A 23,623-nucleotide genomic window follows, 5' to 3' on the forward strand; every position below is an offset into this window, starting at 1 on the left:
TCTCAGGCTTCAGCCGAACGGCCCTTCATCGCGAAGATGCCTTGTGGCCGCTTCTGGATGAAGATGATGATGAACACCAGCACGGCAATCTTGGCCAGCACGGCGCCCGTCCAGCCCTCCAGGAATTTGTTGAGGATGCCCAGGCCCATCGCGGCATACACCGTGCCAGCCAGCTGGCCCACGCCGCCCAGCACCACCACCATGAACGAATCCACGATGTAGCCCTGGCCCAGGTCAGGCCCCACGTTGCCCACCTGGCTCAGCGCGCAGCCCGCCAGGCCGGCAATGCCCGAGCCCAGCGCGAAGGCGTAAGTATCAACGCGGGCCGTGTTCACACCCATGCAAGAGGCAATCGACCGGTTCTGCGTGACGCCGCGCACAAACAGGCCCAGCCGTGTGCGGCTGATCAGCCAGGCCACGCCCAGCAGCACCGCCACGGCAAACACAATGATGACCAGCCGGTTGTAAGGCAGCGAAAGATTGCCCAGCACCTGCACGCCACCGCTCATCCACACCGGGTTTTCAACACCCACGTTTTGCGCACCGAAGATCGAACGCACCAGCTGCTGCAGCATCAGGCTGATACCCCACGTGGCCAGCAGTGTTTCCAGCGGGCGGCCATAGAGGAAGCGAATCACGCTGCGCTCCAGCGCCGCACCCATCAGCGCCGAGGCCATGAAGGCCACCGGCACCGCGGCCAGCAAATACCAGTCAAACGCGCCGGGAAAGTATTTCTGGAACACGCCCTGCACCACGTAGGTGGCATAGGCGCCAATCATCATCAGCTCGCCGTGCGCCATATTGATGACGCCCATCAGCCCGTAAGTGATGGCCAACCCCAGCGCCACCAGCAGCAAAATGCTGCCCAGGCTGATGCCGCTAAAAATCGCGCCCAGCTTGTTGCCCCACTCCAGCGAGGCCTCCACCTTGGCCAGCGCAGCCTGCAGGGCCACCTTCACATCGGCATCGGCCTCGGTGCCCAGGCGTTCTATCAGCACCGTTTTGGTATTGGGGTTCTTGCTGCCGGCCAGCTGCGCGGCGGCCTCCAGGCGCTTGGCCTTGTCGGTGCTGCCCAGCATGATGGCGGCGCGCATCAGCTCGAGCTGGTTCTTCAGCTCGAGCACGGTTTCGGCCGCGTAGGCTTTTTCAATCAGCGGCAGCCGCGCTTCGTCGTTGTCACCGCCCAGCGTCTTGATCGCATCGCGCCGCTGCTTCTCGTCTTTGGAAAACAGCTTCAACGCGGCCAGCGCGTTGTCGATCTCGCTGCGCATCAGGTTGGGGTTGATCACGTCTTCGGCATCGGCCGGCAGCGGCACCTCGGCGCCGGTGATCGGGTCAAAGGCTTTGTCGTCTTTCACGACAAACACCTTGTCACCCTTGGTTTTCACCGCATCGTCAGACAGCGCCTGTATGAATGCGGCCGTCTTCTCGTCAGCCTTGGCAGCGGCCTTGCCCAGGGCCTCCACACGCGCCTCCGTTTCGCCAATTGACATGCCTTTTACCTCCTCAGGGCTTAAGGCATAAGCGCGAGCAGCTATCAAAAGCGTAGCAAGAAAGAGTAGACGGAGAAGTGGGTAACGGAGCATAGGGGAAAGAACCTGTAGGTTGGGCACAGCACGCAACCGCGTTGCTCCCAGACTGCAACTTCCTTGGGGGCACCGGTCTTACTCACCAAGAGCAAGAACCGGACCGTAGACGCCAAAACGGCGTCAAGACCGGAAGAACCAGAACCACTCCATTGAAGAAGTGGTCCAGAGAGCGTAGCGAGCAGCCCGAGGTGGGTTTTGCAGCGCGGAGCCGTACAGAGGTACGGCGAGCACTGCAAGGCCCAGATCGGGTTGCGCAGTAGCTCTATGGCTTACTTCTTGACGGGTTCGTCTGGCTTTTTGTCATTGCCTTCAATGTATGGGCTCCATGGCTTGGCCTTCACAGGGCCAGGCGTCTTCCACACTACATTGAACTGGCCGTCGGCCTTGATTTCGCCGATGAAGACCGACTTGTGCAGGTGATGGTTCTTCTCATCCATCTTGCTCACGATGCCGGAAGGCGCGTTGAAGGTCTGGCCAGCCATGGCGGCGATGACCTTGTCGGTGTCGGTGGACTTGGCTTTTTCAACAGCCTGCTTCCACATGTTGATACCGATGTAGGTGGCTTCCATCGGGTCATTCGTCAAAGGCTTGTCAGAGCCAGGGAGCTTCTTGGCTTTGGCATAGGCAGACCACTTCTTGATGAACTCGGTGTTGGCCGGGCTCTTGATCGACTGGAAGTAGTTCCAGGCAGCCAGGTGGCCAACCAGGGGTTTCGTGTCCACACCGCGCAGTTCTTCTTCACCCACAGAGAAGGCAACCACTGGCACGTCTTTGGCCTTCAGGCCGGCATTGCCCAGCTCTTTGTAGAAAGGCACGTTGGAGTCACCGTTGATGGTGGACACCACAGCCGTCTTGCCGCCTTGCGAGAATTTCTTCACGTCAGCCACGATGGTCTGGTAGTCGCTGTGGCCGAAGGGGGTGTATTTCTCGTCGATGTCGGTGTCTTTGACACCCTTGCTCTTGAGGTAGGCGCGCAGAATCTTGTTGGTGGTGCGTGGGTACACATAGTCAGTGCCCAGCAGAACCCAACGCTTGGCGCCGCCGCCGGCCTTGCTCATCAAATAATCGACCGCAGGAATAGCCTGCTGGTTAGGTGCCGCACCCGTGTAGAACACGTTCTTGGAGAGTTCTTCACCTTCGTACTGCACAGGGTAGAACAGCAGGCCGTTCATTTCTTCAACCACTGGCAGCACCGACTTGCGGGACACAGACGTCCAGCAACCGAAGATGACGGAAACTTTGTCCTGGCCGAGCAGCTGCTTGGTTTTTTCAGCAAACAGGGGCCAGTTGGAAGCCGGGTCAACCACCACGGGCTCAAGCTTCTTGCCCATCACGCCGCCCTTGGCATTGATCTCTTCGATCGCCATCAGCACGGTGTCTTTCAGGGTCGTTTCAGAAATTGCCATGGTGCCCGACAGGCTGTGCAAGATGCCAACCTTGATGGTGCCGCCCGCCTGGGCAAAAGCGGCAGGCATGGCGCCAAGGCCTGCCAGTGCGACTGCGGCGGTCATCGCCTTGAGGGTAAATCGACGTTGTTGCATGTGAATCCTCGCTCCGGTAGATAGGTGTGTGAATCGCGTTTCGCTGCGCCAAAACCAGGGGAAACCAAGGCTTTTACACAGCGATGAACCGATTCTGGGGACCGGAGGGGGATTGGGGAATACGCCGGGTGGCGTATGCGGGGTGGCCGGTATGCTGTGGGTTGCCGGTGAGGGCCGGCATTACAGGGAGGCCGCTGCGCCCGCTGACCTCTCTCCTATATCAAACTAAAAAACGAGGACTCTCTTATATGAACGCGCTGGTTTCCCGCTCTTCACACCTGGTCATCCTTGCCTTGACCGCCACCATCCTCGCAGGGTGCCAGACCACCCAGTCCGGCCCAGGCGCAAGCAACCCCGAGCCCAGGATTCTTTCCGTCACCCGCGTAGGAGGAAAAGGCATCCCCAACGGCCGATCAGATTCAACGGCGCCCTATCTGCGCGTCATCAAGTTGCAAACCGCCACCGACCCTGGCTACGGCTACTCTGCTGCAAACGCCATCAGAACAGGCCCCTACGACACCCGGCTTCATCTTCTGTACCTCAACTCATTGCGCGGGCCAAAAGGCGAACCCATCACATACGAGCGCCGGGGCGCCTGCTGCGAGTACGAAGACAAGTCGCTCCCCAGAGGTGGCGGGCTGCTGGATGTGTACGACATTCAGGTCGACGGAGGCAGCAAGACGATCACGATTTACGTGGATATGTACCGGACGGGGCCGCCGTTGTTGCCGGTTGGGTTTACGGCTCGGTAGTGATGTGGTTTTTGGACCAGCCGGCGGATAACCAGAGTATCAAAACCAAAGCGCATAACGCAGGCCTTGTTCTTATGCACGGAATAACTAGCTAGCTGTTCGCTGCTTACGACTTCTGACTCGCCTGGATATCCTACGTCGAGGGTTTATCTGATAGCGACCAAACCGTCCATCGATCTCAGCCAATGTCTCCCGCGCGCCATAAGCGTCAAGATCGATCAGGGCTTCGAACACTGTGACGCCTGTTTCACGGGAAGGCCCGCCCAATCGGTGCAGGGTAATTGCTAGATCTGTTAACTGCGGAGCATCTAGCCCGGTCGCAGTCTGGCCTCTGCGTACGTCTTTGCGCCACGACTCTACTAGTTTTATGGCAATGCTACCGATCACATCAGCCGCATACGGAAGGAGTGATTGAAGTTTTTCAATCAAGAAAGTAGAGCGGGTATCAAAAAGGTCTACTTCAGATGCAGTCAAAGCTTGCAAGAACTCGAGCGTCGTTGGCTCAGGAAGCAGATCATCACATAGCCTAAACACATCCAAAATTGCCGCCATCCGATCTTTGTCGGCGTGAGCAACCAAGCGAGTCAATAGTTTTCCCGCCGCAGGGTGGAACTGCGCGTCGGCCCACAAATTTGATCCGGCATACGCCAAGCCGGTCTTTGCCTCGGTCGTTCCCCCCTCAATCAATTGCTCACGCATTGCAATCCAGCGCGCGGAATCCTGGACGGTTGAGATCAATCCAACCAGTTCTCCTTGCCCCTGGCGCAACATTGGATTTTCAGAGTATCTCCAAGGTAGGATCAGGTCGTACACAAGCATGTCGTCCCACCGCTGGGCATAGGCCAAGAAGTAGATTGCCTCACGAGTTTCAAGCAATTGCGAATGACGCGCAAACAATGATCTTAAGAACTTCGCAACGGCTTCAGGCTCCGTGCCTCCAGCGTGCGACAACCGGATAAGCAAAGCCTGCCAGACTTTCGGATCTCGTTCCCTCGCTAAATGTTCGCTTAAAACATTTAGCAGGCGATCTCTACCAGTACCTTTTTCTCTAAGCAAGATCGACGTAAGTGCCGACAAAATCGGAAAATTCCCATTTGGAAGAATGCTGATACCACCGTGGCCCCATAAGATACTTTGCTGCCGATCATCATCACGCTGTTGTTCGTCCTTCTCCAACACCTCAGATTGGGTCACAGGCTCGTCCGCGGAACCATCCGTATCATCTACCGAACCGCTCAGCCACCCAGTCAGAATTTGAACTACGGATTCTTTAATCGCTATTGAGCGATTTGCTATTTTCTCTATGGCATGCGCGGCAGAACCTCGAAATTCCTCTTCGAAAAAACCACGTTGATGAAGGTCTAATAGGGTCTCCTGAAGTTCTTCGTCGTGACCTCCTTCTTCAGCCATTGACTCCAGAGCGTAACCCACAGCGCGCTCCTGCAGCTTGGGCTTGAACTGCTCCATGATCCGAAGTGCCCGTACCGGATCCGACTTAGAAAACTCGGCGAATGCTCTTGAAAGTTGGATATTTCCGCCGCGCATCCAATTCTTTGGATGATCCCACTGGGTACTATCTGGAATCTCCTCAAACATCTTAAGGATGTCACGATCTTTGGCCTTTATCATTGCCTCGGTGGACATCGGAGAACCAATAAATCCTCCTCCGCCACCACGAATCCCCCAGTCATCCAGATCGCCACCCTGCATGCGCTTTTCGGCGGCAACTAATTCCCGAGATTTGTCGCTCAATCGTTCAATAGGGATTGCGCTCAACAGGTGCGCTCTGATTTTTCGGGTGCTTTGTATGAAATACCTAAGTTGCCGGGCTTCAGTTAGATGCACTGGCCTTGGGGGTCGGTACTTTTGAATCTTGAGTTCAAATTCGCGCACTTGATCATTACTCCAATAGAACGAAACTGCACTGACAAGTGCAAAAGTTGTCTGCCTATAAGCGTAAGCATTGCCAAGCTGCAATCTACGAAGGTCGTCAAAAATCCAAGCGAAAGCCTGATCCGCATACTTCTCGGGGACTGCGGAAAATCCGTGCGCGATAAGTCGCTGGGAGGCCATGAACTGGAGCCTGCTACTCGCATCCACCCAAGTTGAAAAATATGCGGTACTGTTGTTAGCGACGCCCTCCACTGCAAGTGCGAGGCTTGAGAGTAACGGTAGTTCGCGTTTCAAATGCTCGGACGTATTCACTTCAAGAGATAGATTGATTGAATACAGGCCTGGAAAAACGTGATCAACCTCCTTCGAAGCCGTCCGGTGCATTAGCTCAATAAAGAGACTCGAGAACCACGGCCAAAGCACATCAAGAAACTTTTCCGGCTCTGCCTCGGCCATACCAGGCAAGCTATGCCAATCAGTATCTTCAAGAATTTCCGTGAAAGGCGTTGTCGGTTCAGTGGCGACACCTCGGGCGGGTCCATCATCATGAATTTCGTTATCTACGAATGACTTTTCAGCTGCGCTAACTCGAGCTTTTTGAAGGAGATATTCCAATTTGACGCGGATCAATCTAAAGGCGACCTCAGGTTGCTCAACAGCAACTACAGACGCCATGTAGTCAACATTCCATAAGCCTATGGGGGTTCGGAACAAAATTGTCCTGGCAATCTGCTCTACAGATTCGGACCAAGTCGTACAGACCTCCAACACCGACCAAGTGAAGCTATCCTTCGTTGATGTGATGAGCCACTGTTCGCGTAGCAGACGAATAACATCATCTACAGAAAAAGACCAAGCTCTTTGGAGAATTCCCACAGCTTGAACGATTTCTAAGTCGCTCCCAGTCATAGCTGAAGGGATGGCACTTCGTGAAAAATTGGCGAACCACCCGGGACTTCCGATGATTGCCTTCAAAGCGGCGACCCGGAGATCATCCGTGTGCATGGCCTCATCGAGCAAAACTTTCTCGAATTCAAGCGGATCATTGAGTTCACCGAGAAATTCTATGAGTAGTATGCGGAGATGTCGACGTAGATTTTTTTCTCGCCAGATCTCCAAGAACTCTCGTTCATACGACGTAGTCTCAGCATCTCTCAAATAGCGCAGCGCCGACCAAAGTTTGGGACGTACAAAGAGCGAATTTTGACGCTGGAGAACATAGGAAGAAAGCCGACCAGTGCTACGCACGAAACTGCGCGCGAGCACGTAGTCGAATACTGTCTGATGACTAAACGCGATACTCTTCCCGTTGTCAGACCGAACGATCAAACCACTCGCTTCAAGTCTTTCAAGAACTGAAGCTCGAAGGTCAAACCTGGAGCTCGCAAGCCACAAAGCCTCTTCCTCCGCCATAGTTCCAGCAATATCGGATGCCAGTAGCGCTAACGATTCGCCGTCTGATGTCATCGAAATTTTTTGCCGCCACAACTGCTCCAACATCGACTGATATTTTGAGAAAGGTTGGTCACCTTCATTTTGACCGAGGGAAAGATAAGTTTTAAGCGCTTGAGGATTGCGAATTACCTCACGCGCGCTCTCGGGCCAAGTGTCGGCGTCGACCCCTGCGACACTTAACTTTTCTTTTACTTCATGCCAAGGCGGTAACGATAGAGTAATAGGTTCTGCTTCGATCGCTTTGAGTCTTACGTCGTGATTGAATTCGAATGTTCTGGCAGATAGCACTATATGAACGTTAGGCAACTGACCTACTCTTCGGACAAGATTCAGCAGTACGTTGAGGCGATCACTCTGCAAATCCAGTTGACTTGCTAGTGCATCTAGCTGATCGATGAACAAGAAAATCGGCTGGAGTTTTGCTAAGCGCTCGATCAAATCACTTGGTAGCCCGGGCAAACGGAGATCGATTTGAAGATCTTTTTCGCTACGAACTTCGGGTGACACGAAATCAGCCTTGATGGCGAATATCGATGCGTCGGCTTTGACAAGGTCGTTCGCAATAGCAGCCAATAGGGCTGACTTACCAGAGCCGGGCTCGCCAAGTAATACTGTGGAGCTGAATTCCGAATTAAAGCGACTCTCAATACTCTGTTTCTCTGGGCGTTCCAGCCACCCCCCGCCAGGAAGAGTTCGCGACCAAGACAGCAGATCAGCCGACGCCTGCTTGAAGGCTATCTTTGCCAGTTCAGCTTCGACAAGGGCACCAACTGTGACTGCGCCAAGGAGCTCTCTACCCGAGGTCTCTGCGACGGCCTTGATTGCCTCCAGTGTCAAGGATGAAACGTCCTTTTGGCGAACGCTTACAACTACTCTGACAGATCCCCCATCGATACGTAAAAGAGCTAATGCAGGATCTCCAGTGATTTTTCGGAGTGCTTCGATAACTTCTTCAGTTTTCTCTTCCGACCAATCCGAGAGCGTACCTTTGAAATTCACCACATAGTCGACACGCTGCTCGGTCGTCGCGGCTTCCACTCTCTCCGGCTTTGGCATCTGTACAGGCAATTCGCCCAAGTTCGGACTCAATGGGCTCGCTTTACTACGGAGCGACAGCATAGCGAACGCGAATGCGGCCGCGTGTGCGGACGCAATTGGCTGATACTGTGCGTCCGCTTGGTGATCCTTTCCGTCGCACATGTCTGAAATGCCTCGGATCACAATCGCGGAAGTAGCCTCCTGATGAGCCGCCGTCATGGCACCGTACCCCTCCATTTCGACAGCACCGGCGTCATTCAAATGTTTGCGAATCGCTTGATAAGCTGGTGTGTTTGCTCCAGCTACCACCTGCTCGCCCGAAGCTATTGCCTTGACGATGGCATTTGGAGGGAACGGGCATGGATAAACGTCCGGAGCCGGCAACTTCGTGCGTCTCGGGTCTCTTATTAAATCAACCCAATTTCCGTTTAATACCAGTCTTTGAGCAGCCTTAATAAGTTCAGGCGCCGCTGGATGCGCATGCGGTCTCGAATAGAAGCCCTTTTCATCTACTTTTCCCGATTGGGAGTTGTAGACATACTCACCCGCAACGACGCTTCCAATTGGAATATCCGTTTTCAGTGAGCCAGCTACGCCCACAAACATCTGCACATCGAATTTTCCGAACTCCCAATGGGCCTTCGTTGCTACAACGGAGGTATCGCTATTGCCAGCTTGTGTAATAGCGTGGACTACGTGCCAGTCGCCGGCAGGATCCGGAAACCTACCTATGTCGTAGATAGCGCCGCTCACACCAGCTACCTCTTCTACATCGACCAAGTGGGCCAGCACCGCCAGACTCTCATGCACGACAGTCGTAATTATGAGGGCCCTCCTCGTCTTAATGCCGAACTCGAGCTTTACTTGTTCTGCTAAGCGGAAGTGATCCATGCCTCAGGGATGCTTTCTTTTTTTGGAACTACAACAACATCTTCCGCCCAGATAGGCGTCGTTCTCACTGCGTTGCACGTCATCATCTCATGTACGTACGCAGTACGACAACCCCACCGTCCCTAATGGTCCACAACTCACCTGAAATGCGCGAAGTTCGCCTTGTGAAACACTTCCGCCAATCATTCTTGCTTCGCGTGCACACCCAACATCAGCCAACACCTTCTGAAGTCGCATGCGCTCAGCCGATCAGGTATGAACTATGTAATACAGGTCATAAAAAACCTCTCAAGCCCGCAACACAGACACAAGCCATTCCTCAAACAACCGGATATTCCGCTGCTCACGCCGCTCAGGCGGATAGGTGAGGAAGTAACCGTTCCCGCTGTCGACCTCGATGTCGAAGGGCGTCACCACTTTCTGTGAGGCAATCAGGTCGGTGAACAGCGCAGCGTCCGCAATCGCAACGCCCAGGCCGCGCTCTGCGCTTTGCACGCACATGTCTACCGTGTCAAACAGCTGCTCACGCGCGCCCTACCCCGTTCCACACAGGTGGCACGCAGCATGAATAAAAAGGTACACGTTCCGCCGTTGTAACCACCCCCCAACGACAACCAAAGACGGCTCGCCCAACGCCGCCAACACTGGCAAGATCAGCACAAGGCTGGCGGGACAACAAAAACCAGACTTTCATGCCCCGGCTGCCGTGAAGCCAGTGGAATACGGCGCAACGCCAAACGGGCGCGCCGCAATCCCCGCTACCTCGCAAAGAAGGCCTCCATGAAGACCTCCCCAAGCGAAGGCAGAGTGGATGTCCATAAGCCAAATAATAGGTAGAAGCCCCACTCCCACCCTCTTCTTCCCACCCGGTACTCAAGGGAAAATCACTGATATTGTTGTTGCCCGCACCCCGCCCCGCTCACAGAAGAATCCGCTCTCAATGACGCCCACCACGCCAGCAGCCCCCGAAGGCGCCGTTCGATGACCCCACGCGAGACCTGGATCAGCGTGCAGCTGGCCCGCACGTTTATGCAAAATGCGCGGCCTACGCTGCATGCGGCCGTGCTGATCATTCTGGTGGTGGTGGCAATGCTGCATGGGCGTGTGGCGCCATGGGACTTGTGGGTATGGACCCTGGCCACCTGCTCCATGACGCTGCTGCGTTATGCCATCCTGCATGCTTACCGCCACCGCCTGGCGGAGGCCGACGGGGTGGCGCTGCGGGAGTTCATGTCGCTCCTTGGATGGGCCTGGCCCTTGAGCGCGGTGGTCTGGGGCTCGCTGATGTTTGTGGTGTACCGCCAGGCCCCCATCGAAGACCAGCTGGTGTGCATCATGATCCTGGGGGGCATCGCGGTGGTCGCGGTGGCTTCGGGCCCGCCGAGCTTGCGTACCGTCTCAGCGTACTGCAACGGCTTGAGTGCCTCGGTGCTGGCGGCCCTGGCCTGGCGAATAGACCTGACGAGGGGCGTGCCTTCGGTGCTCGACACCGGCGCCGAAATGGGGGTTGTGCTGGTCTTCCTGTGGGTGGCCCATGTGACGGGCCGGCGCATGTACCGGGCCCAGCGCATCAGCCTGGAGCGGCAGTTTGACCGCCAGGAACTGATCAAGGCCCTGGAGGAGCGCAAACAGGCCCTGGCGGAGGCAGAAGCCGTGCGGAGCAGCTTTATTGCCAGCGCCGCGCATGAGCTGCGCCACCCCGTGCATGCGCTGGGCCCGTATGCCGACTGGTTAACGGCGGAGCCGGAGTTTGCGGCGCAGATTGCGCGCAAGATTGGCGATTCGACACGCAAGATTGACGAGTTGTTTGAATCGCTGTTCAGTCTGGCGGGGCTGGAACCGGCTTCGCTGAGCGTGCACCTGCAGCCGGTAGACCTGGCCGCGCTGGTCCACACGCTGGCCGAAGAGCACACGCCGCAGGCGCGCGAAAAAGGCCTGCGCCTGCGCACCCGAACCGCCGCGGGACGGGCGGTGTCAGACCCGGTGCTGCTCACGCGGCTGGTGGGCTGCCTGCTGTCGAACGCCTTGCGCAACACGCATGGCGGCGGTGTGTTGCTGGCCGCGCGGCCGCGCCGGGGCAAGTGGCGCATAGAGCTTTGGGACACAGGCACCGGCATTGCGCATGAGCGCCAGCAGACTTTCTCTGAAGGCATCCCGCAGCAGGGCATGGCCGAGGGCTTTGGGCTGGAGCTGGCGGTCGTCTACCGCCTGAGCCAGCTGCTGGGGCACCCCGTGGGCATGACGGACCGCCGGGGGCGGGGCAGCGTCTTCTGGGTGGAGCTGCCCCGATACGAAGAGGTTGAGAAAAGCGAAAAAGCTCCCCGCGGGTCTGTACCTGGGCCTGTAATTGGGCCTACACCTCCACCGCAGGCAACGCCTTCCGCAGCCGCCCGGGCGAAACACCATACAGCTGTTGAAAGTGCCGGATGAAGTGCGAGGCATCGGCAAAGCCGCATTCATAGGCAATGGTGCTCACCGGCGAATCGGTTGAGGTCAGCAGCCACCGGCCGTATTTCAGCCGGGAGTTTCGGTAAAACCCCGAAGGGGAAGCGCCCGTTTCTGCCAGAAAGACCCTTTCAAGTTGCCGGCTGCTGGAATCCACAATTTTGGCGATGACGGAAATTTCAAGCGGCGTGGTGATGTTCTTTTCCATCAGCACAATGGCCTGGCGGAGCTTGTCGTTGTCGGCACAGGCATAACCCAGCGCGCGCCGGCGCGCGACGTGCGAGATGGCGGATTTGCGGGTTACCGTCATCTGGTGCACAACCTTGGCGGCGCGGTCCGGGCCGCAGTGCAGGCGAATCAGCTCGGTGGCCAGCTCGATGATCGAGATACCGCCCGCGCAGGTGATCCGGTCGCCATCAAAGATGTAGTCGCAGTTGGTGGTGAAGGGTAGATCGGGAAAAGCTTCCTTCCAGTCATTGACATGGAAGGGATGAACACAGGCCATGCGGCCTTGCATGAACCCATGCCGCGCGAGCGCAAAGCTGCCGGTGCAAATGCCAATCAACGGCACACCGGCTTTTGCGGCGTGGTTCAGAAACTTCACACCTCGAGGGTCGGCCGTTTTCATGAAGGGCAGCAAGCCCCCGATCACCGCCACGTAATCAAAGTTGCAGTCCGACGAAGCCGCGGGCAGCGTGGCCACTTCGACGCCACAGCTGGAGGCCACGGTCTCGCCGGCGGCGCTGAGCACCGCCCACGTGCAGCGAAGCTGCCGGCTCTGGTCGCCCAGGTCTGCAGCATGGCGCAGCGCATCGCACAGCCCCGCCAGCGACAACAGGGGGAAACGCGGGCACAGAAAAATACCGACCCGCAGTTCCACGCCGGTTTTTGGAGGCGTTTTGGCCTTGGCCGCGTCAAGCCGGTCCACCAGCTGGTTGCCCTCATCCTGTGCGCCGGCCGCCCTGTTGGCCTTCGCGGGTGCACGCTTTGCGCGCTTTGCCGCCGCAGCTTTGGGCGCAGAAGCGCCCTTCGCAGGTAATTTTCCCGAATGTCGCATACGTTCAATTTACACGCCAAAGCTTCCTATGACAAGTTGACGGCGCTTCATACCATCCACCCCGTCAGTGAGAGTTTCGTTAAACCACCATCAGGAGTTTTCATGAAAAAAACATTCGCCGCACGCCTCTTGTGCATGCTTCTCGCCGCGGGGGCGGTACTGCCGGCTGCCAACGCCCAGGCCTTGCAAACCGTTGAAAAAGACGCGTTGACGATCGCCTTCACCGGCGACATGCCGGGCACCGGCTACCAGGACGGCGCCATGATTGGCTACGACGGCGAGATCCTCCAGCGTGTGGCCGAGGCCGTCAAGCTCAAGGTGAAGCCCGCCCTTATGGAATGGTCGGGCACCATTGCTTCGGTGCAAGCCAAACGCGTCGACGTGATGGCCGGCACCATGGGCTGGACAGAGCAGCGTTCGAAGATCATGACCCTGAGCGACCCGATCCATTACTTCAAGAACGGCATCACCCAGTCAAGCAAGACCAACTGGTCGCACCTCAAGGACCTGGAAGGCAAAAAGGTCGGCACGATCACCGGTTTTTCGTTCATTCCGGAGCTTCGCAAAATCACCGGCCTGCAACTGACGATGTATGACACATCCGACGCGGCAGTGCGCGACCTGCTGGCCGGCCGTATTGACGCGGTCATCGGCGACCCGCCCGTGATGCAGTACGCCATTTCGCGCAACCCGCAATGGAAGCTCAAGTTCAACGCCTTCGTTGACAACAACCCGGACTACCCGCTCCTCACTGGACTCGGTCAGGTGGTGTTTGGCCTGAACAAGGACAACCCGGAACTCGCCAAGGCCGTGAACGCGGAGATCGCCAAGCTCTGGCAGAGCTGTGAGCTCAAGAAGATCGGCGGCAAATACGGCCTGGTGCAAGACGTCTGGTACGTGCCCGTGGGCCAGAACTTCCGTGCCGGCGTAGACCGCCCCGCCGACTGGAAATTGCCGTCCTGCAAGTAAGCCCTTCGAAGCATGGATACAGGCGAATGCGTGTTTTTCTCATGCGTTCGTCTGCGTCAAAAAACTGAATCCAATGAACAACACCCTGTTAAAAGTCGACGGGCTGAAAAAAAGCTACGGCCCGCTCGAAGTGCTCAAGGGAATTTCCTTTGACCTGAGTAAAGGCGAAACCCTGTCGTTGATCGGCCCCAGCGGCTCCGGAAAATCGACCTGCCTGCGCTGCCTGAATTTTCTGGAACAACCAGGCGAAGGCTCGGTCGTGCTTGACGGTGAACGGATAGGCCAGGTGCCAACCCGGCACGGCGGGTTCCGCTTTATGAATGACCGCGAACTCGCGCCCCAGCGCCGTGAGATCGGCATGGTGTTCCAGTTGTTTTATTTGTGGCCGCACCTGAACGTTCGCGACAACGTGGCCCTGGGCTCCATCAAGGCCGGCGGCATGTCGAAACCCGAAGCCTATGAGCTCGCCGACGCCATGCTGGAGAAGGTTCACCTGTCCAACAAGGCAGATGAATACCCGGAGCGATTGTCCGGAGGGCAACAGCAGCGCGTGGCCATTGCCAGGGCCCTGGCCCAGCAGCCCAAGCTCATTCTTTTTGATGAGCCGACTTCTGCGCTTGACCCGGAGCTGGTCGGCGAGGTGCTCACCGTGATTCGTGAGCTGGCCGAAGAGGGCCGCTCGATGATTCTGGTCACACACGAAATCCGCTTTGCCAGGGACGTGGCCGACCGCGTGATCTTCATGGACGGCGGCCACATTGTTGAGCAGGGCCCCGCTGTCGATGTCATCAACAACCCGCAGCTGGAACGCACACGCAGCTTTCTGGGCCAGGTGGCTGACAACCCGGGGCTGGCCAGGTGATGGAACAGCTTGGAATTTTCGGGGGCATCCTCGCCGTGCTGATGGGTGGCGCGGTTACCGCCGCGGTGGTAGCCCTGGGTGCTTTCGTCATTGCGCTGGCGGGCGGAATGCTGCTGGCGGTGACAGTCACTTTCGCGCGCTTTCGTTTGCTGAAGCTGGCGATTGCCGCCTACATCGAATGGATGCGCAACGTTCCGGCATTGGCACACCTCTTCGTGATCTATTTCGGGCTGGCGGCTGTGGGCATACGACTCTCGCCGCTGGTGGCGGCGATTTTGGGCCTGGGGCTGGTTGGCGCAGCGGTGTTGTGCGATGTATTTGTCGCCGGGCTCAAGTGCCTGCACGCCGGGCAGCGCGAGGCCGCCCTTTCCGTCGGAATGACACCGCGGCAGGCGCTGATTCACATTCTTCTTCCACAAATGCTGCGGGTGACGTGGCCATCCCTCGGCAACTACACCAGCCAGCTGCTCAAAGATACGTCCATTGCGTCGGCAATTGCCGCGCCGGAAATCATGTTTTTTGCCAGGAACCTGGTGACCTCTACCTTTGAAACCACTTTGATCTATCTTGCCGCCATGCTGTTGTATGCGGCCATGGTGCTGCCGGTCAGTTGGGGATTTGCCAAGGCCGAAAGCCGCATGGAGAACAAGCGATGAACAGTTTTTTTGCAGTCTTCCTGCAATACTGGCCCGAGTGGGCTCCCCGCCTTGCCGAGGCGGCCAAGGTAACGGCAAAGCTGTCATCTGCGGGCTTTGTGATGGCCCTGCTTCTGGGTGCGGCCCTGGCGGCCATGATCCGCAGCGGCCGGCCGGTCCTGCGCTTTGCCGCCAACTTTTTCATCCAGTTCGTGCGCACCGTGCCCTTGCTCGCGCTGCTGCTGGCGCTCTACTTTGCGCTGCCGCCGCTCGGGCTTACGCTGCCGGGCTTCTGGGCCGGGGTGATCGGGCTGGGCCTGCACGGTGCCGCGTATGTTGCCGAGATTTTGCGCGGAGGCCTGCAGTCGATTCACCGCGGGCAGCGCGAAGCAGCCCTGGCCGTTGGCCTGGCGCCGCACCAGGTGTTCATGCATGTGGTGTTTCCCCAGGCGCTGCGCGTCATGCTGCCTCCGCTGCTGAACACCTATGTGGCGCTGTTAAAAGACAGCTCGCTGTGCGCATTGATCGCCACGGACGAGCTGATGCTGACGGCGCGGGCCATGTCCAGCGAGTTCTTCCTGCCCCTGCACATCTTCCTGCTGGTGGGCGCCTTCTACTTTGCCATTGCTTTCCCCTTGTCAATGCTTTCGCGCGCGCTTGAAAAGCGCCTCTCGCGCGGCCGGCGGGTCATGGGTGCTGCATGACCTCTATCGCCAATTTCTCTCTCAACACATCGCTTGCCTACGCCTCCATGGAGCAGACGCTCGAGGCTCTTGCCAGCGGAGAAACCACCAGCGAAACACTGGTCGAAACCCAGCTCTCGCGCATAGACGCCTTTGACGCCAAGCTGCACGCCTATGTAGACCTCTATGCAGATGAAGCCTTGCAGGCCGCCCGCGGCCTGGACAAGCTCAGGCAGGCCGGCTTCACGGTCGGCCCGCTGCATGGTGTGACCATTGCCGTCAAAGACCTGTTTGAAATTAAAGGCCATGCCATCACCGCGGGCTCCAGATCGCTCCCGCCGCGGACCTCCACCATCACGGCGACGGTGGTCGACCGATTGAGGGCAGCCGGCGCCATCGTGCTGGGGAAAACACACACGGTGGAATTTGCCTTTGGCGGCTGGGGAACCAATACTTCCATGGGCACACCCTGGAACCCCTGGGACCTTGAAACCCACCGTGTGCCCGGCGGCTCCAGCAGCGGCTCGGCCGTGGCGGTTTCGGCGGGCATGGCCAGCGCAGCGCTGGGCACGGACACCGGCGGCTCCGTTCGCATTCCGGCCGGGCTCTGCGGGCTGGTGGGGCTGAAAACGACACATGGTCTGATCAGCCGCTACGGCCTGATTGACCTGTGCCCCACGCATGACACAGTGGGGCCCATCACGCGGACCGTGAAGGATTGCGCAACGCTGCTGGACGTGCTGGCGGGGCCCGACCCGCAGGACGCGGCATCCCGCTTTTCGCCCTCGCGTTCGGTTTCAAAAGAGATTGAAAAAGATGTCAGGGGAATGCGGGTCTGGACCCTGCCAAAAGCTGAACGCGAAGACGTGGACCCGGAAGTGCTTAAGGCTTACGACAGGTCTCTTTCCGTGTTCACCGGGCTTGGCATGACCCTGGTGGACAAGCCGCTTCCGCAAAGCCTGGCGCAATCCATGCGCATTGCAGGCAGCCTGATGAGCGCCGAAGGCTATGCCAATCTCGGCACGCTTTTCGAGCGCAATGAGCTGGAGTTTGACCCGAACATCAAGCGGCGGATCATGCTGGGCCGGGACATCGGGGCCGCCCAGTACATCAGCCTGCTGCGCGACCGCGAGTCTGCGAAAGCCGCGATGCTGGACGCCATGGACGGCGTGGATGTTTGTGTATTTCCGACCAACGCCATTACCGCCATTCCCGTCAGCGAGGTCGATGAACTGGCCACGCCGCTGTCAAGGTTCGGCCGTTTTGTAAACCTGCTTGATTTGTGCTCGGTGGCCGTTCCTGCAGGGCTTTCGGCCAACGGCCTGCCGGTTTCCATTCAGGTGATCGGGCGCCCGTTCGCCGAGCCCACGATATTGCGCGCAGCGTTTGCGTTTGAGAAGGCAACGCCGTGGAACCGCCTGTATCCCGCAGGCCTTGAGCTGGAGCGCTGAAGGGGCGGCGCTGCAGCGTGGTGGGCCGCCGTCGGTTTTCGCCTACAAAAATCAGCGCCAGCCTCGCTGGAGTTCGCTTTGTGCCTTGCTGAAAATGCATTGATCATGCCCAGCACTGCGGCTCACCTTCCCGACAGCACGTCCCCGGCAGCCGCAACGTCGCTGTGGCCGCGCATCCGCCGCTGGGTGTTTCCTGCGCTGGGCATCGTCGTCCTGGGTTTGCTGATTTCCCATGCCCACAAGGTGGACTGGGAAGGCGCCTGGCAGACGCTGCGGCGCTACTCGCCTCTTTTGCTGCTTGCCGTGCTGGGCCTGGCCACGGCCAGCCATGCGCTGTATGGCTGCTTTGACCTGATAGGCCGGCAGCACACGCGCCACAAGCTGCCGCGCCTGCAGACCTGGGCCATTGCGGTCACCAGCTATGCCTTTAACCTGAACCTGGGCTCGCTGGTCGGCGGCGTGGCGCTGCGGGCGCGGCTGTATGCGCGGGCCGGGCTGGACGAAGCCGCCATTGCGCAGATCGTGGGCTTGAGCCTTGCGACCAACTGGCTGGGCTATGGGCTGGTGGCGGGCAGCCTCTTTGCCGCCGGCGCCATTGCGCCGCCCAGCCAGGCACACATTGGCGCCGCGGCGCTGCGCCTGCTGGGCGTGGTGATGGTGCTGATTGCACTGGGCTACGTGGTGGCGTGTGCGTTGGCGCGCGGGCACGTGTGGCGGGTGCGCGGGCGGCGGCTGAAGCTGCCTTCTGCGCAGCTGGCCCTGGTGCAGCTGGGTATTTCAGCCAGCAACTGGGCACTGATGGGAGCGGCCATGTATTTGCTGCTGGGCCAGCAAGTGCCCTACACCACTGTGCTGGGCGTGCTGATGGCGGCGTCCATCGTGGGGGTGATCATGCCGATCCCCGGCGGGCTGGGTGTGCTGGAGGCGGTCTACCTGGCGCTGCTGTCAGGCAGCGTACGGCAGGGTGCGCTGATGGGTGCGGTGCTGGCCTACCGCGCGCTTTACTACCTGTTGCCGCTGGCGGGCGGGCTGGTGCTGTATGCGCTGCTGGAGCGTTATGCGTCAACCCATGCGGATGCCCATTCGCCATGAGTTGCTATCAATAACGTAGCTGCTCGCGCAATACCAGAAAGGGCTGGAGGCAAAATTTATGCCAAATCAACCCGGCAAGGCCACCGTGCGGCAGACCCGGCCAGGCACCACACGCACTACCTGAATATGCGCGAGCCAATCAGCACGCCCAGCTTTCGGTAGCTTTCCCACTGCGCTTCGTCAAAGAACTGGTCAAACGTGGTTTGCTGCGGGAACGATGGTTTTTTGGTCTGGTATTCAAACAGGTCAAGGGGCGCGCCCTTGATCAAACGCGGCTTGAGCACCAGCAAAATACTTTCAGAGGGTTTGCCCGGCTGGCTGCTGGCATAGCGCACGCGGTAGAGCAGTGCGCATTTTTCGTCGAGTGGCGCCAGCGGGTCGGTTGCCGGGCGCAGTTCAGATTCGTCGCGGGCGAAATAGGGCGCGAGTGTGGCGGCATTGGGTGCAAGCCGTGGCACCGCGCTCGGCCCGACACATTCAAACTCGGCGCCAAAATCGATGCGTGCCAGGCGCATGAGATTGGCAAGGTCTTCAAAGCTGTAGTTCGGGTCTGCGCCGCAATCGCAGCAGACGATGAATTCCACCCGCCTGCGCAGCAGCTCGAAGACACCGGTGTTCTCAAAGTGCCCGCCGTCGCTCAGGTACCAGTGCGAGCCGTCCGTGCCCAGGAAGCGGGCCCGCAATTCGCACTGCAGATAGCTCTGGTTGCGCCATAGAAAAAAAGGTGTTTTGGTGTCCTTTTTGCCGGAGTCCCACCACCAGCCCAGGCGTATGTTGGTGATGGTGAAAAGCATGGCCTGCCCCAGCGAGGTGCCGCGGCCCAGCCCTGTCGAAAATGCCGCGCCCGACACGCCCACCCATTGGCCGATGGACAGCTCGGGCGGCACCCGCCTGGCGGCTTTGGCCTGCGTGCCTGCAAAATTGCCGGTCTTTGCATTCCAGAGCCTGCCGTCCACGGTAATGCCCGCAGGCGTGACCGCCAGCGGCAAGCCCTGCCTGTCCCGCTGCGTCAGCTGGTCGCCGGTGCCCGTGGTGGCATTGATGGTCACGTTGATGAGGTGGGCCGGACCCAGGTGGTCGTTCCGGTAGTAGGCCTCGCGCGTGAAGTCGTCGCTTGCATCGGCCTCGGTCACGTCCATCTTGGGCCGTTCCGATTCAAACCGTGCCTTGTTGGACGCCCCCAGGTAGGCACGCGTGAGGCGCGCACCGTACATCACCTGCAGGCTCGACAAATTGATGAACCCCAGAAAGTAGCCCGCCACCGCCACAGCCGTCAGGCAAAACACAATGGAGATGACGGGGTAGAAGTATTGCCAGACCCATGATGAGTCCGCGCCAAAACGGACCGTGGTGAACATGGATTCGATCATCAGCTGCCCGAGCCCCGGCAGCGGCGGCTGCATGCCAAACAGCAGGGCCGCGGCCGCGCAGTTCCAGGCCACGGCCAGCAGCAGGGCCAGCGCCAGCCCGACCGCGCCAAGCAGGGTGTTGAGCGGCAGCCTGCTGAGCAGGCCGTCTTTTCCGGGCTGGGCCAGCACCGGCGCAAACTGCTTCACGGCCGCCACAAGGGCCGCGACCACGCCGGCCACGCTGAAAACGGTCAGCGGCGTTGACTGGCTTGTCGCCAGCCAGAGATACAGCGTTTGCCCCGCGGTTTCAATCAGCGCCAGCACGGCAATGATGAATGAGTACGTCAACACCCTGGAGAGCCACCGTGTGATGCGGTTGCGAAACAGCCCGGGTGATTGCTGTGGAAGGTACTTCGCCACAAAGAACACGCCCAGGGAAAAAGCCAGGATGACATCGATCAGCACCAGCAGCAAAACAGGTACCGGAACAGCCTCAAGCAGTGACCCGGCGCCGGCGGCCGGCGGCGCTACCCGGCTCCAGATGACGCAGGCAGCCAGCACACCCGCGGCCAGCAAGCCGGCAGCCGCCAGCGCCGGTGCGGGGACGGCCGACAGCGGCGCTTTTTTTGTATTGCTGCCGGAAGGCGAGGTGTCCTGGTCGAGCCAATAGGCCGCGCCACACGGTATGACCGCAAGCACGAGCCAGATGCCCAGCACACCGAACCACGGGCTGAACCAGATGTCTCCACCCTTCAGCGGAGGCCTGGGCTGCATCATGGATTCCAGCGTAAGCCCCAGCGCATGAAACCCCTCCCATGGAATCTGCAGGCTGCCGTAACGCAGGGCAAACATCAAAAGGAAAATGGTCAGCAAGGTCACGCCGATCACGTAATGCACCGCACAGAGGTTGCGGATGGCAATGGCGATGTCGTAGAGAAAATCACCGGTGTTGTTCGGTGCCAGGTAACGCCCGTTTTCACGCAGCCAGCGCAAGGGGCGGTCGGGCATCTGGGTGAGCGCGGTCTGGACCTTGCTCAGCCTGCCGGGCGGGTCGGTCGCGAGTGCTTCGTAGGCTTCGGTGGCCAGCACTTCGGGTGCGGGCGGCGCAGGGGGTGTATGGGGCGCCGCAGGCGTGAGGGGATCGCGGGGGCGAAACAGGGCCGAGAAAAAACTGCCGGTATACCCGCCCCCGCTTACGGTGGAGAGGAAGTCAAAGCGGGCGAGCAGCGGCCAGGGCTTTTGCCTGTCTTTGGGGCTGCTTTCGGGCCCGCTTTCTCCCGGGAGGTTGAACCCGGCTTTTGCCAGTGCCTGCAACACGCCAAGGCAAAAGGTGGCGCTGCGGATGCCGCCGCCCGACAAGGCCAGGCCCCACAACTCCTGGGGCGCCGTGCCGCTGGCGTAAACAAAACCTCGCCGGAAATCAATGGCCTTGCGCTCTTCTTCTTGCGCCCGCTCCTGCGCTTGTTCTTGCGCCTGTTCCGGTGTGACGGGGTTTCCAGTGCCTGGCTCGGTCATATCTCGCCTCCTTGGGCAAACAACACAGCTACCGCATGGGCTTTGAAGACGGCTCCGGCGTTGTCATGAAACGCGACGCCCTGCAAAGACTCAGGCGAGCTTAGGCAGGCGGTGCGGGAAAGACAAGGCTCTTATTCCCACAAATCGTATCGAAGCAACGCGCAGGCGGTGGCGTCATCCGGCAGACGGGGTGGCAGTGGCGCCAGCGATACTTGACAGGCGCCCATGTTGCTATCAATAGCATAGCTGGTCGCGCAATACCATCAAGGGCTGCAGGCCAAAAGGATGCGTAAACTGTTGCTGTGGAGGCCGCAGGAATGCATGGGGGACCCTGCCCCGCGCACTTCATGTCCAATACAGGCATGGAACCGACGAACGACACACCCCAAACCGACCAGCGCCTGACGGCGCTGGAGATCAAGGCCAGCTTTACCGAAGACCTGCTGGACCAGCTCGACAAGGTCATCGTGCGGCAGCAGCAGCAAATTGATGCGCTGGTGCGCGAGGTGGCAGAACTGAAAGCCGGCCCGGTGCGCGACGGCGATGTGACGGTGGGCCGCAGCCTGCGCGACGAGCTGCCGCCGCACTTCTAGGCCCCGCGCCGTTCAAGCGCCCAGATGGGCGGCGAGCTGGTCGAGGGTGCCGCCGTAGCCTTGCGTGAGCGACGGCTTGAGCTCTTCAAAGTACTGGCGTTCAGCCGCAAGCTCACCAAAGGGTTGCGCGCGCAGTGCCACGATGGTGCTTCCGTTTTTCTCGGTGAAGGTCACGGTGTTTTCTATTTCCAGGGGGCAGGCTTCGCTGAACGGTGCGCGCGCAATGCCGCAGTGTTCGTTGGCAAACGAGTTGAGCCACACGATGCGTTCACCCTGGGCTATTTCACGGTAATTGAACCGGCCCCACATCGTGGGTGCGCCCGGAAACTTCATGGCGTAGTGAAAAAACCCGCCGGGCCTGAACTCGAAACGCAGCAGGTCGATGGAGCAGCCCTTGGGCCCCCACCATTGCTGGATGTTCCCGGCCTCGCTCCACGCTTTCCAGACGCGGTCACGCGGGGCCTTGAACACGCGGTCGATCAGGAACGGGGAAGCCATGGCTGCCTTGCTGTCATTTGCGGGCATGTTTCTTTCCTTTTGCAGAGGTTGATTGAGTTGACTGGGCTGATGACGTGGATGTGTCCGGCTGCAAAAACGCGTCGAGCCTGTCGAAGCTGTCTTCCCAGACATTGCGGTACAGCGCCATCCAGCTGGCGACTTCTTTCAGGGGCGCGGCCTCCAGGCGGCACGGCCTGGTTTGCGCCGCACGTCCGCGCGAAATCAGGCCTGCCCGTTCCAGCACCTTCAGGTGTTTCGAAATGGAGGGCTGCGTCATGTCGAAGGGGGCCGCGAGTTCATTGACCGTGGCTTCGCCGGAAGCAAGCCGGGCGACGATGGCGCGGCGGGTCGGGTCCGCGAGGGCGGCGAAGGCCTTGTTGAGGGTGTCTGGGGTCATTACATGGCCAATCGTTTATATAGCTGTTTGGCTATATTAAGGCAGTCAAAACGGGATGTCAACCGCCTGCCTTGGGGCTCAACTACCAGAGGTTCTTGCCGTCGATCACTGTCACGGGTGCTTCGGCCGCGTCGAACCCGTCAAAGAGGCGGGCGTTGACGCCGATGCGGCGGGTGGTGCCGTCCCAGCTGCCGTCCATCTCGAATGCCGGGCTGTCTGAATAGGTGGACACGCCGCATTCGGCGCAGAAGTGGTGGTCTACCAGCTTGGTCTGCCAGCGGTAGATGGCATCGCCATCCGTGGGGGTGGTGACATGGAACTGATCGGGCGTGTAGTACGCCAGCAGCGCACCGCGCCTGGCGCAAAACGAGCAGGTGCAGCGCGTCAGCTGCGCGGGGATTTCGCCGTCAATGCGAAAGGCGTTTTTGCCGCAGTGGCAGCTTCCTGTGATCGTCATGCGCCACCTCCACGAACTGTTGCATCGCCGTCTTCACCTTCCCCGTATTCGTCATCTTCTTCATCCGTTTCATCTTCTTCATCTTCATCGGCCAGGACGCCGGCAATTTCCTCTGCACCGCCTGCGGCCCAGGTAGCTTCACCCTCCTCTCCCCTTGCTTCCGGGTCTTCATCACCGGCGCCTTCCCCTTCTTGGAGGAAGTCGGCCTCGTCCATTGTCCGGTCGGGCAGGATGTCGGCATCAGGCCGCTCATCGCCGATGACACCGGCACGCTCGCCGGTACCCGCAGCGTCGCTGTCGCTGGCCAGTTCCTCTTCGCTGTAGGCACCTAGCGTGTCGCTGCCGGTGTCTGAACTGTCGCCCGGGCCGAGCGACTGTGTGTCTTTTCCGCGCATCCACTGTTCGGGCGGAATGCTGCCACCCGCAATGCTGCTTTTTGCCATGCTGTGCCTTCTTTCATG

19 protein-coding genes are annotated in these 23,623 nt (G+C 59.3%); 9 read left to right on the plus strand and 10 right to left on the minus strand.

The window, feature by feature from the left end:
• Positions 1–2: 2 nt before the first annotated feature.
• Positions 3–1,586 carry an urea ABC transporter permease subunit UrtB gene (urtB, locus tag ACXJKE_RS18700; protein ID WP_457282106.1) on the minus strand — a complete coding sequence of 528 codons (1,584 nt, stop codon included), beginning with the start codon at positions 1,584–1,586 and terminating at the stop codon, positions 3–5.
• A gap of 272 nt (positions 1,587–1,858) precedes the next feature.
• Positions 1,859–3,130 carry an urea ABC transporter substrate-binding protein gene (gene urtA, locus ACXJKE_RS18705; RefSeq protein ID WP_457282107.1) on the minus strand — a complete coding sequence of 424 codons (1,272 nt, stop codon included), beginning with the start codon at positions 3,128–3,130 and terminating at the stop codon, positions 1,859–1,861.
• Positions 3,131–3,378: 248 nt separating this feature from the next.
• On the opposite strand from urtA, the gene ACXJKE_RS18710 reads away from it, so the two are divergent.
• Positions 3,379–3,882, plus strand: coding sequence for a hypothetical protein (locus ACXJKE_RS18710; protein WP_457282108.1), 504 nt, complete (start codon positions 3,379–3,381; stop codon positions 3,880–3,882).
• An 87-nt stretch (positions 3,883–3,969) separates the two neighbouring features.
• On the opposite strand, the gene ACXJKE_RS18715 is transcribed toward ACXJKE_RS18710, so the two are convergent.
• Entirely contained in the window at positions 3,970–9,159 is a 5,190-nt protein-coding gene (locus ACXJKE_RS18715; RefSeq protein ID WP_457282109.1) for a phosphorylase family protein, read from the minus strand.
• Between the two features lie 288 nt (positions 9,160–9,447).
• Positions 9,448–9,678: a hypothetical protein gene (locus ACXJKE_RS18720; RefSeq protein ID WP_457282269.1), complete on the minus strand. Its 231-nt coding sequence runs from the start codon at positions 9,676–9,678 to the stop codon at positions 9,448–9,450.
• Between the two features lie 462 nt (positions 9,679–10,140).
• Here ACXJKE_RS18720 and ACXJKE_RS18725 point away from each other — a divergent pair, with 462 nt between their 5' ends.
• Complete coding sequence (locus ACXJKE_RS18725; protein ID WP_457282110.1) at positions 10,141–11,589, plus strand: sensor histidine kinase; 1,449 nt, start codon at positions 10,141–10,143, stop codon at positions 11,587–11,589.
• On the opposite strand, the gene ACXJKE_RS18730 is transcribed toward ACXJKE_RS18725, so the two are convergent.
• The gene (locus ACXJKE_RS18730; protein ID WP_457282111.1) at positions 11,513–12,661 is read right to left on the minus strand and encodes a GlxA family transcriptional regulator; all 1,149 of its coding nucleotides are present in this window, start codon (positions 12,659–12,661) and stop codon (positions 11,513–11,515) included. The genes ACXJKE_RS18725 and ACXJKE_RS18730 overlap by 77 nt on opposite strands.
• Before the next feature lie 102 nt (positions 12,662–12,763).
• On the opposite strand from ACXJKE_RS18730, the gene ACXJKE_RS18735 reads away from it, so the two are divergent.
• The 6 genes from ACXJKE_RS18735 (at position 12,764) to ACXJKE_RS18760 (ending at position 18,353) form a co-directional block, all read left to right on the plus strand.
• Complete coding sequence (locus tag ACXJKE_RS18735) at positions 12,764–13,630, plus strand: substrate-binding periplasmic protein (RefSeq protein ID WP_457282112.1); 867 nt, start codon at positions 12,764–12,766, stop codon at positions 13,628–13,630.
• A gap of 73 nt (positions 13,631–13,703) precedes the next feature.
• Positions 13,704–14,492: an amino acid ABC transporter ATP-binding protein gene (locus tag ACXJKE_RS18740; RefSeq protein ID WP_457282113.1), complete on the plus strand. Its 789-nt coding sequence runs from the start codon at positions 13,704–13,706 to the stop codon at positions 14,490–14,492.
• Complete coding sequence (locus tag ACXJKE_RS18745) at positions 14,492–15,148, plus strand: amino acid ABC transporter permease (RefSeq protein ID WP_457282114.1); 657 nt, start codon at positions 14,492–14,494, stop codon at positions 15,146–15,148. Before ACXJKE_RS18740 ends, ACXJKE_RS18745 begins: the two co-directional genes overlap by 1 nt.
• Positions 15,145–15,831, plus strand: coding sequence for an amino acid ABC transporter permease (locus ACXJKE_RS18750; RefSeq protein WP_457282115.1), 687 nt, complete (start codon positions 15,145–15,147; stop codon positions 15,829–15,831). The genes ACXJKE_RS18745 and ACXJKE_RS18750 overlap by 4 nt, the downstream gene beginning before the upstream one ends.
• Positions 15,828–17,261: an amidase gene (locus tag ACXJKE_RS18755; protein WP_457282116.1), complete on the plus strand. Its 1,434-nt coding sequence runs from the start codon at positions 15,828–15,830 to the stop codon at positions 17,259–17,261. Before ACXJKE_RS18750 ends, ACXJKE_RS18755 begins: the two co-directional genes overlap by 4 nt.
• Positions 17,262–17,366: 105 nt before the next feature.
• Positions 17,367–18,353 (plus strand): lysylphosphatidylglycerol synthase domain-containing protein, encoded by a 987-nt coding sequence (locus tag ACXJKE_RS18760; RefSeq protein WP_457282117.1) that lies wholly within the window; start codon positions 17,367–17,369, stop codon positions 18,351–18,353.
• A 116-nt stretch (positions 18,354–18,469) separates the two neighbouring features.
• Here the strand turns inward: ACXJKE_RS18760 and ACXJKE_RS18765 are convergent, their stop codons facing one another.
• Entirely contained in the window at positions 18,470–21,217 is a 2,748-nt protein-coding gene (locus tag ACXJKE_RS18765) for a hypothetical protein (RefSeq protein WP_457282118.1), read from the minus strand.
• 362 nt (positions 21,218–21,579) lie between these two features.
• Between ACXJKE_RS18765 and ACXJKE_RS18770 the strand changes: the two genes are divergently transcribed.
• Positions 21,580–21,810: a SlyX family protein gene (locus ACXJKE_RS18770; RefSeq protein WP_457282270.1), complete on the plus strand. Its 231-nt coding sequence runs from the start codon at positions 21,580–21,582 to the stop codon at positions 21,808–21,810.
• Between the two features lie 12 nt (positions 21,811–21,822).
• Here the strand turns inward: ACXJKE_RS18770 and ACXJKE_RS18775 are convergent, their stop codons facing one another.
• The 4 genes from ACXJKE_RS18775 to ACXJKE_RS18790 all read right to left on the minus strand — a co-directional run bounded on the left by ACXJKE_RS18775 (position 21,823) and on the right by ACXJKE_RS18790 (position 23,605).
• Positions 21,823–22,335, minus strand: coding sequence for an SRPBCC family protein (locus ACXJKE_RS18775; RefSeq protein WP_457282119.1), 513 nt, complete (start codon positions 22,333–22,335; stop codon positions 21,823–21,825).
• Positions 22,322–22,705, minus strand: a complete 384-nt coding sequence (locus tag ACXJKE_RS18780; protein WP_457282120.1) for an ArsR/SmtB family transcription factor — start codon at positions 22,703–22,705, stop codon at positions 22,322–22,324. The genes ACXJKE_RS18775 and ACXJKE_RS18780 overlap by 14 nt, the downstream gene beginning before the upstream one ends.
• Positions 22,706–22,787: 82 nt before the next feature.
• On the minus strand, positions 22,788–23,162 hold the full coding sequence (locus ACXJKE_RS18785; RefSeq protein WP_457282121.1) for a GFA family protein: 375 nt from the start codon (positions 23,160–23,162) through the stop codon (positions 22,788–22,790).
• The gene (locus ACXJKE_RS18790; protein ID WP_457282122.1) at positions 23,159–23,605 is read right to left on the minus strand and encodes a hypothetical protein; all 447 of its coding nucleotides are present in this window, start codon (positions 23,603–23,605) and stop codon (positions 23,159–23,161) included. The genes ACXJKE_RS18785 and ACXJKE_RS18790 overlap by 4 nt, the downstream gene beginning before the upstream one ends.
• Positions 23,606–23,623: the final 18 nt, after the last annotated feature.

It is taken from the genome of Polaromonas sp. P5_D5 (assembly GCF_054049435.1).